General features: G+C 57.0%; 11 protein-coding genes and 1 pseudogene. 11 read left to right on the plus strand and 1 reads right to left on the minus strand.

What is annotated here, in order from left to right:
* Positions 1-69: 69 nt before the first annotated feature.
* The 8 genes from B0E55_RS24285 to drmC all read left to right on the plus strand — a co-directional run bounded on the left by B0E55_RS24285 (position 70) and on the right by drmC (position 14,025).
* A complete protein-coding gene (locus B0E55_RS24285) occupies positions 70-5,358 on the plus strand; it encodes an AAA domain-containing protein (RefSeq protein ID WP_080910663.1) in 5,289 nt (1,762 codons plus the stop codon).
* Complete coding sequence (locus B0E55_RS24290; protein ID WP_241896136.1) at positions 5,355-7,070, plus strand: DEAD/DEAH box helicase; 1,716 nt, start codon at positions 5,355-5,357, stop codon at positions 7,068-7,070. Before B0E55_RS24285 ends, B0E55_RS24290 begins: the two co-directional genes overlap by 4 nt.
* A gap of 115 nt (positions 7,071-7,185) precedes the next feature.
* Positions 7,186-8,049, plus strand: coding sequence for a ParA family protein (locus B0E55_RS24295; protein WP_080910614.1), 864 nt, complete (start codon positions 7,186-7,188; stop codon positions 8,047-8,049).
* A 74-nt stretch (positions 8,050-8,123) separates the two neighbouring features.
* Positions 8,124-8,534, plus strand: coding sequence for a hypothetical protein (locus tag B0E55_RS24300; RefSeq protein WP_241896137.1), 411 nt, complete (start codon positions 8,124-8,126; stop codon positions 8,532-8,534).
* A gap of 2 nt (positions 8,535-8,536) precedes the next feature.
* A complete protein-coding gene (locus B0E55_RS24305; RefSeq protein ID WP_108912732.1) occupies positions 8,537-9,976 on the plus strand; it encodes a sigma-70 family RNA polymerase sigma factor in 1,440 nt (479 codons plus the stop codon).
* 99 nt (positions 9,977-10,075) lie between these two features.
* Positions 10,076-10,963, plus strand: a complete 888-nt coding sequence (locus tag B0E55_RS32260; protein WP_241896138.1) for a hypothetical protein — start codon at positions 10,076-10,078, stop codon at positions 10,961-10,963.
* 149 nt (positions 10,964-11,112) lie between these two features.
* Positions 11,113-13,194 (plus strand): GmrSD restriction endonuclease domain-containing protein, encoded by a 2,082-nt coding sequence (locus B0E55_RS24315; protein ID WP_080910616.1) that lies wholly within the window; start codon positions 11,113-11,115, stop codon positions 13,192-13,194.
* A gap of 315 nt (positions 13,195-13,509) precedes the next feature.
* A complete protein-coding gene (gene drmC / locus B0E55_RS24320; protein ID WP_198538446.1) occupies positions 13,510-14,025 on the plus strand; it encodes a DISARM system phospholipase D-like protein DrmC in 516 nt (171 codons plus the stop codon).
* A 213-nt stretch (positions 14,026-14,238) separates the two neighbouring features.
* Here drmC and B0E55_RS24325 read toward each other — a convergent pair whose 3' ends face one another.
* On the minus strand, positions 14,239-14,832 hold the full coding sequence (locus B0E55_RS24325; RefSeq protein WP_080910617.1) for a T3SS (YopN, CesT) and YbjN peptide-binding chaperone 1: 594 nt from the start codon (positions 14,830-14,832) through the stop codon (positions 14,239-14,241).
* 381 nt (positions 14,833-15,213) lie between these two features.
* On the opposite strand from B0E55_RS24325, the pseudogene B0E55_RS32265 reads away from it, so the two are divergent.
* From B0E55_RS32265 to B0E55_RS24335, 3 genes and pseudogenes are all read left to right on the plus strand, one after another.
* A pseudogene (locus tag B0E55_RS32265) lies at positions 15,214-15,591 on the plus strand (plasmid pRiA4b ORF-3 family protein); the annotation flags it as partial.
* Between the two features lie 159 nt (positions 15,592-15,750).
* The gene (locus B0E55_RS32270; RefSeq protein ID WP_241896142.1) at positions 15,751-16,470 is read left to right on the plus strand and encodes a hypothetical protein; all 720 of its coding nucleotides are present in this window, start codon (positions 15,751-15,753) and stop codon (positions 16,468-16,470) included.
* Between the two features lie 388 nt (positions 16,471-16,858).
* Positions 16,859-18,511, plus strand: coding sequence for a sodium:solute symporter family transporter (locus tag B0E55_RS24335; protein ID WP_241896140.1), 1,653 nt, complete (start codon positions 16,859-16,861; stop codon positions 18,509-18,511).
* Positions 18,512-18,515: the final 4 nt, after the last annotated feature.

Genomic DNA, 18,515 nt, shown 5'->3' on the forward strand with positions numbered 1-18,515 from the left:
AATGAGAGGGGCGAGCAGTTGCCGAATCCGGAGGACGATCCGCAGCTCAAAGACCGCGTTCAACGATTGATGAAGTTCCTACGTGAACTGGTCAAGGCTCGAACCAAGCCTGTGCGCAATCTTCGCCAGCATGACAACATCATCTGGCTCAGTGGCAATTTTCTATCGATGTCCATCGAGCACAGTGCATCGGGTGGGGAAGTTCTGCTCCGCGCGCGCCGGATCTCGCTGGACGACGCACCTGCAGTGCCCGTTGGCCTGCGCGGCTGGGTGCTAGGAAATATTGCGGATTCGGCATCGATGCCGACACTCTCGGAAGAGTCGTCAGGTGTCGACGTGACATTTGAGCGATGGCTTGCAGAGTGGCGGATGTGGGCGAAACTAGATCAGGAGCGTCGACCATTCTGGCTCTTGTATCAGGATCTGCAAAAGGTTCTTCAAGAACTCACTTCTCGGCCGGAGTCTGTCGAGCTGGTACTTGCATCAGGTCTGCTCGAGCTGTCGGCCAATGCGGCGGGCGAAGATATCAGGACACACATCATCAGCCAGTCGGCCACCGTCGAACGAGATGAATCGTCGGGTGACCTGTTGGTGCGGCTTTCGCCAGATAGTGCACCGAGGCTCGAGGACACGCAGCTACTGACCGGGCTCCATATTTTCGACGGAACCGGGTCGCGGTCTCTCCAGGAGAGTTTGATCGACTACACGTCGCCAGTAGCCGACAATATTGTTGTCTTCTTGAAAGAATGGGCTGCGCGAGCGCTGACAACAACTGTTGAAGTCGGCGATACGGCATCGGCGTCCCGAACCGGCCGAGCGCTAACTCCCGCACCGGCGCTCGTCCTTCGCAAGCGCGGCGCCTTCGCTCTGGTCGAGTACTACGAGGCGATGATTGCCGAAGCCGAACATGATGGAACTGCAATACCGTTGGGTCTCGCGCAACTAGTCACGCCGATCGAACCGGAAGATCGTATCGCATGGCTGGAACGGACGGGTTCGGCCGCCACCGTTGCCTACGCGGAAGATCCGCTGTTCCCATTGCCTGCCAATCGGGAACAGGGCGACATCATCGAGAGACTCATCGGTGACAGCGGAGTGGTGGTCGAAGGTCCACCAGGTACTGGCAAGACGCATACCATCGCAAACTTGGTGTCGGCACTGTTGGCCAAGGGGCAACGCGTGCTGGTTACCAGTGAAAAGTCGCAGGCACTGCGAGTATTGAGGGATAAGCTTCCCGACGAAATGAAGGAGCTGTGCGTTTCCATCACGGACATCGGACGTGGCGGATCGACCGAACTGAACAAAAGCGTCGCTGAAATTGCAACGCGCAAAGCATCATTCAATCACAGGGCGTCGGCAGAGGTCGTCGACGGTCTGAACGACAAGAGGAATCAGGCGCTCAGCCGTAAGGCGGTTATTACGGAAGAGATCAGAGCCCTACGCGAGCGGGAGACTTTCAAGCATCCCTTTGTTGCTCAGGGATATTTGGGGACCGCAGCCGAGATAGTGCGTGATGTCGTCGCTTGCGGCCAGCGGTATGAATGGCTTCCGGCGCCATTGCAGTCGGCTGCGCCAAGCTTGGATCTTCCTCAGTTTCGACAACTCCTGGCGTTGGCGTCGCAATCGAACCCAGTTCGCGCACAGCGGGCACATCAAATGTTTCCAGTGATCGAGGGCAGGCTTCCACAGTGGCCTGACCTGCAGCGTGCCTGTGAGGCGGCCGCGACCATTCCAGCTCCTTTGAATCCCGCTGCGGCGGAGCTTTTGCAAGTCCTCGACGGTGCTAGTCCGGCGACGTTGGCGGAGATCGGTGATAGATGCAAACGGCTTCAGTTCGCAGTAGCCGCAGTACGCGAGTTGGATCCGGCCTACCAGGGTGTTGCAGACGGAATACTGTCCGGAAGCGCGGCCCACTTGTGGTCGAAGACTGCCAAAATCCCAGAACTCCTCCACGTCGCGGCGCAGGCTGACCAGCATGTCGGCGTACGTGTGGTGGAAACCGAGGTCGATGGACGGCGCGCTGCGGTCGTATTCAACGAACTTGCTGTTGCGATGGAAAACGGCCAGGAATGGCGTGGACGATTCCGCAAGAGTGACCAACAAAAGGCCGTCGAAGAGCTGGGCCCTGTCCCCACCGTGGACGGCCAACCTGCAACGTCAACCGAGAATGTCCGATACGTTGCGGAACACCTGCGGGCCTTGGATTGTGTGCGGTCAGCGGCAGCGATCCTTGCCGATCTCGGAGTTAGTGTAACTACCAAGGGTTCTCGCGCCTTGCAAGTGAACAACTTGCATCGCACTGTGAGTGAAGTGCAAACCGTCAATGCCTGCGTGGCCGAAGTGCGGACGCTCGTAGAGAGGCTTGTTGCCGTAGGCCAAGGCGCGCCGCCTATCCGAGGGCTTGCGCAGGCGCAGGCAGTAGCAGCTGCGGCCGGTGCGGTCGCTGACACTGACCGAGCTGAGCAAGCTCAGACTTACATGCGGCAGCTCAGCGTGGACATTGCCGGAGCATTTGCAGGCGCGGTTTCACCTGAAAGTCAGGCATTGATCGAAGCGATCGACGCGGCCGACATCGACGGTATCTCGCATGCGTTGACCGGGTTGGAGATCGCTCGTCGAGAGCGCGACGAAGAGATTCAGCTCAACACGCTGAGTGCGCAATTGGAATCAGAAGCACCGAATCTGGCCCAGTTGATTCGGGGAACGTCCGACGACTCGAGTTGGAACGTCAGACTCGATGAACTCGACGATGCATGGGCGTGGAGGCGTGCCCAAGTCTGGGTGCAGAAACAGCATGAGCCTGGGCGTGACAAAGAACTCGAGCATGTACTCGACGTCACCGAGGCAGATATTTCCCAGCTGACGGCTAAACTCGCGGCAGAGCGAGCGTGGATCGGTTGCCTCGAACGGATGACCGCGGAACAAGTCGGAGCCCTGCAGTCGTACCGCGATCACGTTGCCAATATCGGCAAGGGCACCGGAAAGTACGCCGAGACCTTCCGTGTCGCAGCGCGCGATGCGATGCAGAAGGCACAGGGCGCGGTACCTGCCTGGGTTATGCCACTTCAACAGGTGCTTGCATCGATTCCGCCAGAGCCCAATAGCTTCGACGTCGTTATCGTCGACGAAGCCAGCCAGGCAGATCTCAGTAGCCTCTTCCTCCTGTGGCTGGCACCCCGGGTCATTGTGGTCGGAGACGACAAACAATGCGCGCCAAGTGAAGTAGCGTCCGGCGCGCTCGACGACGTTTTCGGTCGGTTGGAAACGTATCTACCGGACATGCCCGTATATCTGCGGAGCAGCCTCACCCCGAGATCGAGTATGTTCTCGATGCTTCGGACCAGATTCGGCCAGGTGGTCCGTCTGCGCGAACACTTCCGGTGCATGCCCGAGATCATCAACTGGTCGAGCAATCAATTCTACCGCGACGCGCCGTTGATCCCGGTTCGACAGTACGGCGCTGACCGCCTTCCGCCGCTTCGTACCACTTACGTTCCGGGCGGGGCTGTCACCGGCAAGAACGCAGCGTTGGTCAACCGAACAGAGGCCCTCGCTATCGCCGACGCCATCGTGGCGTGCCTGTCCGATACGGCGTACGCGGGTAAGACCTTCGGCGTCGTCGTACTGCAAGGGCAGCGTCAGGTCGACCTCATTCAAAACGAATTGCTCAAACGGCTCGATGTCGACCAGTGGGAGGACCGCAGACTTCGGATCGGAACACCCCCGGATTTCCAGGGCGACGAGCGACACGTAATCCTCCTGTCTATGGTGATCGGGCCTGAAAAACGCGTGATGGCCATGACAAAGAACGAGTACCAGCGTCGGTACAACGTCGCGGCATCACGAGCCCAAGATCAGCTCTGGCTGTTCCATTCCGTGACGTCGGACAATCTGCAATCCACTGACCTTCGTCACTCATTGATGACGTACATGCAGAGCACATCGTCGGCGCCGGCCGATCCTATGCCCGAGCACGTCACTCGAGACAGTAAGCACAGCGAATTCGACAGTCTTTTCGAGCAACGAATCTTCCTCGACATCGTTGCGCGCGGGTACCACGTCAACTGCCAGGTAGAAGTAAACGGCAGACGAATCGATCTGGTAGTTACCGGTTCTGCCGGTCGGCTCGCAGTCGAATGTGATGGTGACCATTGGCATTCGACACCTGACCAAGTTCGCTCGGACATGGAACGCGAGCGTGAACTCAAGCGGTGCGGCTGGGAGTTCTGGCGAATTCGGGAGTCCGAGTATTACATGGACCCCGTTGCCTCACTGTCCGGCCTGTGGGCCGAGCTCGATCGCCGCGGAATTTCTCCGGGATCAGTGTCGTCCTTGCCGCTGGCGAAAGCCGCTACAGCCGTGTGGTTTCCGCCTGAGATGCCTAATGACGAATCACTAGCCGAGGACGTTGCGGAGGCCGAGCTGGCCAATGTGATTCCTGCTGATGTCCCGGTTCCGGCAGTCGCTGCACCGGTCGCGGTGACGGTTGTTGATATCCCCGACGTTTCGGGCGCGATTGCCGACGACGTTGTGGATACGTTGCCCTTTGTGGAGCCGGTTGTGGAAGCGCTGCCTGTTGTGGAACCTGTTGTGGTGGTTGAAGAAATTCCGCAAGAGGAGACTCATCTAGCCGACCCTTCATCGTCTCAAGCCTCAAAGTTGGAGGTATCAACGGCGTGGGAAGTGATGCCGGACAGCGCTATCCCTCGCCCGGACGACTATCTGTTCGACCGAATCTTGGCCATTGTCGAAAGTGAACCTGTGTCCTCACGTGGACTCGCAGCATCGTGGAACCTTAATCATCCGCAAGTGTGGTCTGCATTGCGCAAACTCACACATGACGGCAGATTGATTCGATCAGGCACGCGACCCAATCTGACGTACGAGCTAGCTGCGAGATCCGGCGGCTCAGATCCAGTCGATGACTCTGCGAAAGAATCTGTCGTCGAATATATTTCAATTGCTCCGCGCTTGATGCAGACGTTGATTGTCTCCGAGCTTAAATCGGGTCCCATCGATCTATCTACGCTGGCATCGAGGCTGCGTGCAGATCCCGATGCCATTTCCGAAGCTCTGGAGATCCTCGTCTCGATGGGCTTGGTCGAGTTCGTGAACGACCGTTATGCACTTCCAGGAGAGAGCGAATCAGCTGAAACAGCTCTGCCGCCGGCGGATCGAAACTCGGCGAAAGCGGTCCTGACCGCCGCTGCTTGGATGGGTCCGATAACGATTCCTAGGGGCCGTCGGATCACACGCCTGCCTGCGGATCAATTGACTGCAATTCTTGCTGAACTTGTCAGCGAGGGATTGCTGCGCAAGCAAAGCAGCAGCGATGGCGATGAATGGGCCCGGCCATGACAGCGGCACCCGAGGTCGAATCGGATCAACTCAACCTCCGGGACTGGCAGCGAGAAGCGTTGGACAAGTGGTGGTCAGCTGATCGTCGCGGCGTTGTCGAAGCAGTGACGGGAACAGGTAAGACCACCCTGGGGATTGCGGCTTCGGCGTGGGCTGTTCGGCAAGGTTTGTCGGTTCTGGTTGTCGTGCCGGGAATCGACTTGTTAGATCAGTGGTTTCGAGCTTTTCAGAAGAATTTGCCGAAGACGCGGGTCGGTCGTCGAGGTGGCGGATATTCGGAAACCTTCGAGACGTGCGACGTCCTGATCACAACAGTTCAGTCGGCAATCCAGAAGAAAGCACCTATTCCACCAGGTCGGGCTTTGATGGTTGCTGACGAAGTGCATCGCTATGGCGCGCTGACATTTTCGCAACTCTTGCAGCCCATCTACTCTGAACGTCTGGGATTGACAGCGACATTCGAGCGTACTGATGATGGCGTCGAACAGCACCTGTTGCCATACTTCGGCTCGGTGATTCAAGGCTGCGACTACGAGCGCGGACACCAGGACGGCATTTTGGCGCCCGTGCGAGTGATGTTGGTGGCGGTTCCGCTATCTGAGGTTGAGCAATCGAAGTATTCCGAACTCGACGAAACCGCTCAACGCGAGCAACGTGCATTGATCGGAAAATATGGTTGCACGCCAGAGCCGTTCGGTGAATTCATGCGCGAAGTGCAGCAGTTGAGCGAGGGCGAGGCAGGGCGTGCGACGTGGGCAGCCCGCAATTATCTCCGCGCCTTTTCGCAGCGCCGAGCGCTTCTTGCCGAAGCCGAAAGCAAGCTGGACACTGTGCGAAACTTGGGTGCGGTTCTGTCCCGCTCCGGACGCAGTATTCTCTTCTCCGAGACCAAGGAATCGTCTCGTGCTGCTGCAGAAGTGCTTCTCGAAGAAGGAGTGCTTGCGGCTCCTTATACTAGTGACTTGTCCCGTACTGATCGTTCTATTCTGCTAGCTGCCTTCAGGAACGGCGCGATGAAGGCGCTCGTTGCCCCGAAGGTGCTTGACGAAGGCGTTGATGTTCCCGAGGCTGACGTCGGAATCATTCTGGCGGGCAGCAAAAGTCGTCGTCAGATGATCCAGCGGATGGGGCGGATCATCCGCCCCAAGACAGACGGCAGACATGCCTCCTTCCTGGTTCTGTTTGCGAAGGGTACGTCTGAGGATCCGGAGAACGGAGCACACGGGACGTTCCTCGAGCAATTGACCGGAATCGCGTCAACCATCATTACCGTTGATTCGGCTGTCGCTCCCGGGATTTTGCAGGGGTGGCTGGGTGGATCAAGGGCAGAGGAGAATTCTGTCGACGCGCAGTGCAGCGCGCAGTATCGGGAGACGGCGAATCGACTGAGTTCGAAGTCGGATTGTTCGGAGCTCGACTATGATCTTGGTGAATCTCACTCGTACGAGTTGCGAGCGGTATTGCACGACGTTGCCCGCACTCCATCCGCAGAGAAGTTGGATGCTGTGCTGACTAGTCTTTCGGTCCTGACTCCAGATGCCGTTAGCGTCATGATTCTCCGGTACGGATTAGGAGGGCACCGGCCGATGAGCCGCGTCGAGGTAGCCGCCGCATTAGGGATTGCCACGGAGGCCGCAGCCGCAGTCGAAGCAGAAGCGATGGTACGTCTGGGAGAAAAGGACGCAGCGGAAACGTTGGCTGCGTTGCTTTAAGTCGAAAAATTTCGATCGTGTCGGATGTTCACGCTAGATTGTTGGTAAGCGGAATCGCATATGCGATGGCTGTACGAGTTATCGGTCTGCACTGGGTTTAGAGGGAGAGGCATAAGTGACGCACGTCGTCGCGACTATCAATCTCAAGGGTGGGGTCGGAAAGACGACAACAACTGCGGCGCTCGCGGAGATGCTGTCCGGCGAATTTGGCCAACGTGTGTTGCTGATTGATCTCGATCCGCAGACCAACCTCACGATCATGATGGTAGGCGAGCGTCGTTGGGGTGAAGTCGATTCGCTGAACCTCACCATTGCTTCACTTTTTGACGCAGCAGTCGCGTCAAATGGCGCCGACTACGACATTTCGAGGTTGATCCTCCGCGGTGTTTCACCCTTGACGAAGGTGATGTCTGTAGATCTCATACCTTCGTCGCTGGCGTTGATCGGTATGCAGGAGAAGGTGGCTGCCGCGGCGCTCGGGATCGGAAATGAATCTACCGACATCCTGCTCCGTGCGCTCACACCGGTCGTAGACAACTACGACTACGTACTGATCGATTGCCCGCCGAACCTTGAGACGATCACGCTCAATGGTTTACGCGCTGCAGATGCCTATATCATTCCGACAATTCCAGACGTCATGTCCACCTACGGTATCGGTCCTATCCAGGAACGGGTCAAAAGCCATGGCGAACGTTGGGGCAAATCGATTGTCGAGCTGGGGATCGTGGTCACAAAATATCGGAGGGCGTCATCCGTGCATCGAAATACTGTCGATGACCTGAACCGTCGCAAAGACATCGGCATGGTGTTCCCGTCTCTTATTCCCGAGGCCAACCAAATAGCAGCGGCCGCCGAATATGCAGATTTCGGAACGTTGCGGCAAAAGTACGGTACAGATGGTCAGTTCACCGCATTACGGGAACTGACGCAGGATTTCATGGCAACGACGAAGGTGAGGCTCGGGTGGGCGCGGTAGAGGTTGAATCACAGGTCGTATCGCAGAGTGAGTTAATTCTTCGCCGTGCTACGTCGGACGCTGAGTCCGCGTTGGTGGCGTTAGGGGCATCGGACCCGACTGTCGGTGCCGCGTTGTCCCGCCTCGTCCAGGTTGTGGCGGCAGAGGCGACTCGCACGCCGCGATTCGCCAAGGCGTTGGCAGAGGTCTTTACCTCCGATCAAGGTGCTTCGTCGGCCTTACCCACTCCGCGATCAGTCACATCAAAGAAGCCGAAACGCTCTCGGGCACTGCTTGATCCGTTCCAGGTTTTCGAGGTCTCGGGCGAGGTGGGACTGCGTGCGCGACTGAAGACACTCAGCGTTGATCAGCTCAAAGACGTTGTCGCTCAACATGCAATGAACTACGACAAAGCAGCGATGCGGTGGAAGTCCGACACACGCCTGACCGATCGTATCGTCGAACGCGTTCAGGCTCGCGTGTCCAAGGGTGATGTGCTGCGCTGAGGATGACGACACTCAAGCGTTATGAGGGCTTCGACGGCCAGATTTTGTTGCATGACGGATATCTGTGGATCACACGAGAACGTCTGGCACGACAGATTAATATCCCGTTTGCGATGGATCCTCGTCGGATCTTGTTGTCGGCAATCAGATCTGTACGACTGATTGCTGGTGACGTGGCCCTTCTGGGATCCGTTGTGGTCGGTGTCGATGATGACGATCTGACGCAGATCGACTCACTGCACGCACATGTCGATGCGGTGAGATTCGACGAATCTGCGAACGCGGACTTCGCGGAACTTTCGAAGCTGTTGGTAAGTCTCGGTGTTTCGGTTTTCGCGGACAGTCTCTTCAAAGTTTCTGATCCTGCTAGTCCCGCAAGCGTTCCATTCCGAGAGCCCCCGGAGCCGATACACACTCGGTCTCGACTATCGAAACCTCGCGTTGTTGAGCACTTGCGGATTCCAACTTCCAGTGATTCAGAGCTACCGGTCGTCGAAGATCTGGATGTCGACGCGGATGTCGAACCCGCGGATTCACTTGCTGTGTACTTGGCGCAGGCGGCCAAGTTTTCACTGCTCGATGCGGAAGAGGAAGTTGATCTGGCGAAGCGCATCGAGACGGGACTTTACGTCGACTCGATCTTGGACGAGCTGTCTGCAAAGGGCGAGAAACTACCGGCCTTGGTGCGTCGAGATATGATGTGGCTGAAGCGAGATGGTGATCGATCGAAGATGCTATTCATCAATTCCAACCTCAGGCTCGTAGTGTCGATCGCGCGCCGCTACATCGGACGCGGACTCGACTTCCTCGATCTCGTGCAAGAGGGAAATCTGGGATTGATCAGAGCCGTTGAGAAATTTGACTTCACGACGGGAAATAAGTTCTCCACCTATGCCACGTGGTGGATCAGGCAAGCGATCACCCGGGCGCTTGCAGATCAGGCCCGAACAATCCGCGTACCAGTTCACATGGTGGAGAAGATCGATCGGATCCGGAGCGAAACTCGGCGTCTGGAGATTGAGCGCGGTGTCGGCCCGACGATTGACGAACTCGCTGCATTGCTGGACGAGTCGCCGACCAGTATTCGTGCAATGCAGGACTACGACCGTAGGACCCTCAGTTTGGATGTCCTGACGGATTCTCTTGACGGAGATCAGACGGACATCGCGGATGAATTCGCGGTATCCGTAGACGAAGTGATAAACCACAAGGTGTTCCACCAACAGGTGGAGGATTTGCTGGCTGAGTTCCCCGATAGGCAGGCAGAAATCGTACGGTTGCGGTTTGGGCTCAGCGGACAAGAACCACTGACGCTGGACGAGATCGGAAAGATCTACGGCGTCACCAGAGAGCGAATCCGGCAGCTCGAGGTGAAAACGATGAAGGTTCTCAGGGAAGACAAGAACATGAAGATCTTAGAACCGTATCTCGGCGTGTTTTAGTGGGGTAACGGACTTCGGCGGTGAGCATTTTGTCGGAGTATGGTGCGTACACTTCCAGCGAAGGTCGACCGAGATCTCGGACGTATGGGGAGGAACTGCATGAGTGTTCGATTTGTAGTCGCGGTTGCATGCGCGGGGGTATTGGCAGCAGGCTGCTCGGCCAGCGAAGATGTCAGTTCGGTAGATCCGGACAGCTCGACAAGTACTGCAGCCGTGGATGTGGGCTCAACCTCAGTGACGGCCCAATCGCCCGTCAATCAGGATAAGTACTACCTCGGCTACGGCAAGCATGCTTTTCGGTTGGACTCGGGTAAGGCGGGGTGTTGGTTTAATCCGAATACCCAATCGACTGAGCATCTGTCATGCACAATCCCTCTTCCAGCCACTGACGCACCGATAACTGATCCGACGACAGGAATCGTGGCAGCAGCCAACTCGGTCACGATCGATTCAGAGCACGCGCGTAAGGCCATCAACGTGGCCGGCGGGATGTTGGAGGGTCCAGTTCTGCCTACCGGGGCCACTCTTGCCGTTGGTGAATTGGAATGCACTGCGCTTTCCGCTACTTCGATGTCCTGCAAGGGCCGAGGTGGATCCTTTACCTTCGACGGTGATCAGCGGACTGTGAATGTCACAGACAGTAATCCGATCACGACAACGGTCGCGCCATCCTCATCATTTGGAGCTAACAGTTCGCCGCGTGTGGCCGGCGTTGGTGAGGAATGCGGAACGATTTCCAGCAAAAGTGTCGGATCTTTGCCTGTTGTAGTGTTGGTCGGTCAGGTCGATTGTGCCGAAGCCCTTGCGATAGCGGATGCGTATCTCAATGACCCGGCAGTAGTAAAACAAGGGCAGGGACAGTTCGCAGACGTCGGCGGGTGGGCATGTTCTTGGCCGTATGTCGTAGGGCGCTCTCACGCGGATTCGTATCTGCAATGTTCGGACAACCGCAATGAACCCAACTTTTCATTCAGGATCGGGGATTGATTTAAGCCATATCGACGCGGTTTTGGAATGCTGCTGACCGCCTCAATGTGCGCCGATGGCGAATTGCGAAAAGTTTCTGTCGACCGCGCGGAGTCGATTTTTGGAATACGGTGATGTGTCCTCCCCCCTTGGAAAGGTAAAGTGCATAAGTGGTCGCAGCTCGAGAAGTTAGTGTTCAGAAACTCCTAGAAGGCACCTCTCAGTATCTGGTGCCCCTCTATCAACGTCCATATCAGTGGGGGCCGGACAATTTTAAAGTTCTTTGGAACGATGTCCTTCAGCTAGTCGAGGATCGTCCCGACGACCCCCTCGCTACGCACTTCATGGGTTCGCTGGTCCTCGCTCCAGTGCCAGATAACATAGCTGGCAGTGTCACTCGCTACCTCGTGGTCGATGGTCAGCAACGATTGACCACGGTGACGCTGTTGTTGGCAGCCATACGTGATCATCTCAGGGAGAACGAGCCCGCGTCGCAACGTGTCTTCGACCGAATCCATAACCAGCTACTTACCAACCAATACGAAGACGATCCGTACAGGCTCAAGCTTGTGCCTACTCAAGCTGACCGTCACGTGTATTCGGCAGTTATCGACGCCAGTCCCACGGCCGGGGGAGACGACGCAGTTGGCGGTGCATATCGATTTTTCCGAGCGCGTCTGTCGGACCTCTCTGCCATTGACGAACAGTTGACTGCAATCCAGATATACGACGCAGTTACTTGCGGATTGTCGGTTGTATCTATCAGCACAGACCCGCGCGACAATGTGCACCGAATTTTCCAGTCACTCAACAACACTGGTCTCCAGCTGACCCAAGGTGACTTGCTCCGAAACTATCTATTCATGCGTATGCCTGACCGCGGTGAGGAAATCCACCGCAAATTTTGGCGACCCCTCGAAGAGGCGCTTGACAGTAATGATCAGATCGAAACACTTTTCTGGCTCGACCTCGTTCACCGCAGGCCCATCGCCAAGCGGACCCAGACGTTCACAGGGCAACAAGCCCGTATTGACCGCTTCACAGACGAAGCGGCCGTTGTCTCCGAGGTGGAGCGCATCGCTCGGCTGGGTGGGCTGTACCGCCTGATGCTCCACCCTAGTGAAGAAACCGATCCTGCGGTGCGCGAGCGACTGGCACGACTTGCAGAATGGGACTCAACGACACCAGCTCCACTGGTACTGCATTTGCTCGTGCTTCGAGACCAGGGTGAAGCTAGTTCTGAGCAGGTTGCTCGGGCTTTTCTGTGCATTGAATCGCTGCTCGTGCGCCGTTTCCTCGTCGGACGCGCCACTCAAGGCCTCAATCGGCTATTTCCAGCGGCGGTCCAGGAATTGGACTCCTCTCTGCCGGTCGACGAGGCTCTGCACCGGTACTTGTCCGAAGGACGCAAACATTATGCGACCGACGACCAGCTCCTCGCCGCGATTCTTACCTCGCCGCTGTTTGTCACTGGCCGCGCGGCTCATCGTAAGACCATGCTGACGTGGATCGAGAGACTCTTTGGTAGCAAGGAAATCGTCGACGACGCCAAGCTCAGCATTGAACACGTGATGCCGCAGACGCTGTCGCGGGAGTGGCGTGAGCAACTAGCTGCGCTACATGGCGCGGACAATATCGACGAAATTCACGACCGGCTCGTGCACACCCTCGGCAACCTCACCTTGACGGGCTACAACGAGAATATGGGCAACCGTGAGTTCGGCTACAAGCGGAAGATCTTGCGTGCCAGTAGTATCCGCATGAACCAGCGCATCGCAAGTGGCTCCGAATGGGGACCTGAACAGATCGAGCAGCGTGGTCGAGATCTAGCGGCGCGAATCATCACCGCGTGGCCAGGTCCGGTTATCACAGGCAAAGCAAGCCCTGAGGATAGCCCGCTGTGGCACTCGCTCAATCAGCTGTTGGCTCTATTGCCGGCAGGCCGATGGACAACCTACGGAGATCTGGCCAAGGCCATCGGAACCGGCCCACAAGCTGTAGGTAACCGTATCGCGACCTCGCCTGCGCCAAAATCTCACCGCGTTCTGAACGTACAAGGGCAGGTATCGGAAGGATTTCGATGGTTGGAGCCCGAACGCACCGATGATCCCCGTAAAATACTGGAACAGGAGGGGCTGCGTTTCAGTGCAGCTGGCAAGGCTGACCCCACACAGCGGCTGTCGACCGCAGATCTTGAACAGCTGCGAGCAGCGGCAGACGATGAAATCGAAGTCGATTCGTGCGCGGAATGACTAGTCAAAGACGGCTTTAGGCTCTTTGCTGCCTTTCGCTGGTCTGTTCATCACAGCGCAGATGGTCATGATATCCCGATGACAAGAAAAGACGCCTTCGTCGATGCTCATTATGAGTTCACTCGCGAATGTATGCGGCCAATAATTCAACGCTCACCGCAATATCGACAGGCCGAAGGAGAAGTAGCCGCGCGCTTTGGGACTCGAGGAAATGCCCGGGCACGCAAGAGGTGCTGCTGGATGAGTATGGTTTGCTCGGTCGCTTCATGCGTGGGGGAGCCCACCGGCGGTGAGTGACGAGTGATAGGTGTTGCGGTGCTGCGTGCGGTCGCGGGAGCGAAGATGGTGCATCGCGAACTCGTCCCGGTGTGGTCGATGCCGGGCAATGAGGCCACTGTTGGCCACCTGACCAGCGAGTTCCATCGTCTCGTGTCTGGAGCGCGGGTTTCCGTGACGTGTGCGACGTACAACTTCACGAAGAACTCCAACATGTGGCACGCGCTTAGGCTCGCGTCCGAGCAACCGGGTGTCACCATCTGTGTGTATGTCGATGCCGAAAAGGGTGAATCGGGCAAGGTTAAAGCTCAACTGCCACTGGCGACGGTGTACAGATCAGCGCGGCTTAGTGACAATCGTTCAATCGTGAGCCACGCCAAGTTCATCGTCGTCGATCACGAGATCGTCCTGCTGACTAGCGCAAACTTTTCCTACAACGCGGAGAATCGCAACATCGAATTCGGGATCCTCATAAAGGACAACGCGCTCGCCACCTCAATCGAGTCAACAATGTCCAGCAAACACGGTTCGCTGTATGTGCTCACAGATAGTTGAGAAACCGGCCTACGCGGAGTCAGAGTGCTGCAGGAGGTCATGAGGCTGAGGAGGTTCAACTCAACTTTCGCCCCTGGGCATGCGGTTGGCTGGCCGGATGCGAATGCATGCCTGATGTTGCGAAAACCGTGACTTTGCAACGTATTTCGGGACAGAGATGCACGCACGCAGCATAATTCGAAGCTCGCGTGCATCTCTACGAAGGGTGATCGACTACTTGGTGGTTGACGCGCCTGCCGTGAGGTCAAGCTCGCCGTCTGCGTCATCGCCGCAATCGCAGTCACAATCGTCGCCGCAGCCACCGGTGTTGCATTCGCCGGCGTAGCTGTCGTCATCCGCGTCGCAGTCGAGGGACCCGCCGAAGGATTCAGCAAAATCGTCGTCGAGTTCGTGAGTGAAGTCGTGGACCTCGTCGATCAGGTTCAGCAGATGCTGCGGAGCGAAGGGATCTGCGTCGAGCATCGTGGAGACCAGTAGGTGGTCGCCGCTGAAGGCGAAGCGCAGGCGCGGCCATTCCTGCGCGAGTCCGATCAGTCGAGTCGCCGCATGCGAGGGATTGCCGAGGCCGGTCAGAACCGAGGACCAGACGTTGATCTGGGGTCCGTCATCCGCAACGGTCACGTAGACGACAAATCCGTGAACCGGCACGACGATGTCGCCATCGTCATCGGTGGCAGGCTCACTACCCAGTAGTTCGGCGAGGGTCTGGACGCACAGGCGAACCAATTCGTCGCGCTCGTCCGTCACCAAGGCAATTGCGCCGTTGATGTGGAGGGGCTGGTCGGCGGTCGTGTCTTGGTCGCTCATGGATCCTCATGTTCTGTGCCAGTCCGAGCAGGCGCTGGGCACTGTTTTCGTGCGGTAGCTGTCAGGTCTACGGTAATCGGCGCACACTATTGGCAGCGCAGTGGATGATCAAAAATGCCTGGGTAGGTCCGCGTTGATCTGGACTTGACAGCCGACCAGCGACGAGATGCGAGCCCCGACAAATCGGGCAACCTTGTGGCAGTGAGTATCTCGGCTGTCGGTAGGTAGATCTAGCCTCCATACATGACGGGTCAGCGAGTTCGGCGAGCTTCACATCTGCGTTTGGTAGCTGCATATCAAGCGGCGCAAAGCCAGATGAAGGTCCTTACGCCGAGGCAGATGCGGAATCAGCGTCGACGGCCGGCGGCGGCGAACTTTGTCATGCGGATCGAAATCGATTGCATCACGCCGCCTATTTGGAGACGGTTTTCGGTTCCGTCGAATATCGAACTGGACCAGCTTCATTCGATTGTGCAGGCGGTGATGGGATGGGGAGATCAACACGCTCATCAGTGGGTGAGTGTCCATCATTCAACGGACAATGGCCCAGATCGGTATATCGCGCCAGAGGTGATCGAGCGCGACGGATACCAGGAAGACGAGTTTGGTGAGGACGAAGTCCGGATCGACGAGGCAGTTACCGCGGTCGGGGAGTACGTCCGTTATGAGTACAACGCCCGCGCAAGGTGGAGTCACACGTTGATTCTCGAGCAGATTGTCGAAGACCAGTCGATTTCTGAGCCATCCTGTCTTGACGGCGGGAGGGCGTGCCCGCCGGAGGATTCTGGCGGTCCGATCGGGTATTGCGAGTTCCTGAACGGGCAGGCGAGTAATGGACTGTTCGATCCCGAACGTTTTGTTTCCGCAGAGTCCAATGCAGCGGTCACCATTGCAGTGGCATTGCATAAGTCACCGCCTGTGGGAAGCTCGCTGTTCGAGAAGTTCTTGCGCCGCTTGTCTGTTCATTCCGCGCCGAAACTGTGTGCCGCAGTTGCCGAAGCGGAGCTTCGTGGCGGATACGACAACTACTTCGAGGTGATGCGTGAAGGAGCAACCCGTCAACTGCTGTGGCTGCTGAACTCCGCGCGAGGTGGTGGGATTGTCTTGACGGCGTTCGGGTCACTGCCTCCCGACCTTGTTGCGTCTGCCCGAGACGAACTCGATTGGGACAGTGAGTGGATCGGTGTCACGGCAGGGAGCAGCTCGCAATTGGCAGTACTCGTTGAAGTCGCAAAGACACTGCGATTGGTCAGAAAACTCCGAGGCACATTGATTTTGACGGGACTCGGCGCGTCAGTGCTTGAATATGAAGGCGAGCTGTGGCGTCATATCGTGTCGGCCATGCCGTTGGGAAAGGGCGAGTTGGGGCAGGAAGCCGGCCGAATTCTGTTCCTTACGTTGGCTGCCGGCTTGTCGGAGTTCGAACGTAGTGAAGTGATGATCGAAGGCCTCACGGCTCTGGGTTGGTCGACAACAGACGGAACCCGCCTCGGCGACGACGATTGGACGTGGATGGTGCGAGACACTCTCGTGTACTTGCGAATGATCGGGGCGATTGTCTCCAATCCGCTGGACGAGCATGTTTCCGCCGATCCCGAGTGGGGTCGACGGTTTGCCAGGATGGTCCTGTCGAAGTAGCTGAGCGCTCGAATCGAGCATCGATTTCAATCGATGCGGAGTTGTTATATGCGCTGGAAGCGCACGATTTTTCTGCTGCGGAATCATGAATCTTTTCGGGTGGGAAAATATTGGAGTTTTTGTTCGAAATTGCCATCATGCTATGGTCGATTCTCAGTTGTTGAATTGCGTGGTCGAGCCAAAAGCTTGCGCAGAAGATTTATTTTGTGGAGGTTGGGTTTCCGAAAAGACGAAGTGCGTGTTGCTAGTCAATTGAATATGTGACCGGTGTTGGTATGGCGGTCGCTCCTAGGGCGTGCAGAAACGAAGCGCAAAGATCCTGAACAGGGATTTTGCGCTTTGTTCTGCCGATTATGTGCGAAGGATGTGGCATGTGACGGGGTCCGACATGGTCCAGTTCAGTACCTTGGTAATTGTTTCACTGCTTGTTGCTTTTTATGGTGGAACATTTCTGATTTCTCTTCGTATTGGTAAGAAGCAGGAAAATGCCGACGGTTTTATGACTGCCGGAAACAAGTTAGGATTTGGTGTTTCGGCCGCGAGTATGACGGCCACCTGGATTTGGGCGTCGTCGATGTACGCATCCGCCACTTCTGGATACACCTACGGAATCTCCGGTCCCATTCACTATGGTTTGTGGGGCGCGTTGATGATTCTCTTCATTTATCCCTTTGGTCAGCGAATTCGTAAAGTGGCACCGAAAGCCCATACTCTGGCCGAGGTCATGTACGCGCGGCACGGACGCTCGAGTCAGCTGATGCTCGCGGGCTCCAATATCGTCGGTAGTCTCATCAGTTTGATGTCGAACTTCCTCGCTGGTGGTCTGCTGATCGCGTTGCTTTCGCCGTTCAACTTCATCCAGGGTGTGTTCATCGTTGCGCTGGGCGTTTTGCTGTACACGCTGTGGTCGGGCTTCCGCGCTTCGGTGTTGACCGACTTCGTTCAGCTGATCGGAATGCTCGGTGCGGTAGCGGTTTTGGTGCCGTTCATCTTCTTTGCGGCGGGGTTCCCGGCAGCCTTCGAATCCGGGGCAGGCAACCTTACTGCTGAGCAGGGCAACTTCTTCTCGAGCGTTGCCTTCTTCGAGCAGGGCGCGCCGTACATCGCGGCAGTTCTTGCCTACGCAATCGGCAACCAGACCATTGCCCAACGTCTGTTCGCGGTCCGCGAAGACCTGATCAAGCCCACCTTCATCACCGCAACCGTCGGATACGGCGCAACGGTCATTGGTGTCGGAATGCTGGGTGTTCTCGCTCTATACCTCGGAATCGAGCCGATGGATGGTGACGTCAACAACCTGATTCCGCAGATGGCCGCGTCGTACCTGCCCGGAATTTTGCTGGCTGTCTTCTTTGTCATGATCATCGGCGCGCTGTCATCGACGGCGGACTCGGACCTTGCTGCACTCTCGTCCATCGTGATGACCGACGTGTACGGCCAAGCCGTCGCAGGCAAGGCTAATGCGATCCCTCGACGGATGCTGCTCATCGGCCGAGTAACGATGATTGTTGCCACGGCGGCGGCTATCTCCTTGGCAAGTCTGCAATTGAGCATTCTGGATCTGTTGGTGTTCGTCGGCGCGCTGTGGGGCGCGCTGGTGTTCCCGGTTATCGCGAGCTTCTATTGGGGCAAGGTCACCAACAAAGCCTTCACTGTGTCGGTGCTTGCGGCTCTTGCTGCCTTCTTGCCCGTCCGATTCAGTTGGGTGCCGATGGATGGGATGTTCGGGATTCTCTCCGACATCGTTGCCGTTGTCGGTATCGGAGTGGTGCTGGGGCTCATGACATTTGGATTCTTCGGTCTGAAGGTTGCGCAGATCGTCGGTGGCCTGGCGATCGTGCTGTCCGCGCCGTTCGCGATCGGCTTCCTGCACGACTACCCAACGCTCAGCGGATCTTTGGTGGCCTATGCCGTCAGTACCGTCGTGTGCTTTGCGATGTCCGTCAATCAGCTTGAGACGTTCGATTTCGAACTGATCAAGCAGCGGACCGGAGACTTCGACGAGGAGGAGTTTCCTGCTGTCGGAGCTTCCGGAAAGTAACTTT

This window comes from Rhodococcus sp. 66b (genome assembly GCF_002076325.1).
GTDB classification, from domain to species: Bacteria; Actinomycetota; Actinomycetes; order Mycobacteriales; family Mycobacteriaceae; genus Rhodococcus_F; species Rhodococcus_F erythropolis.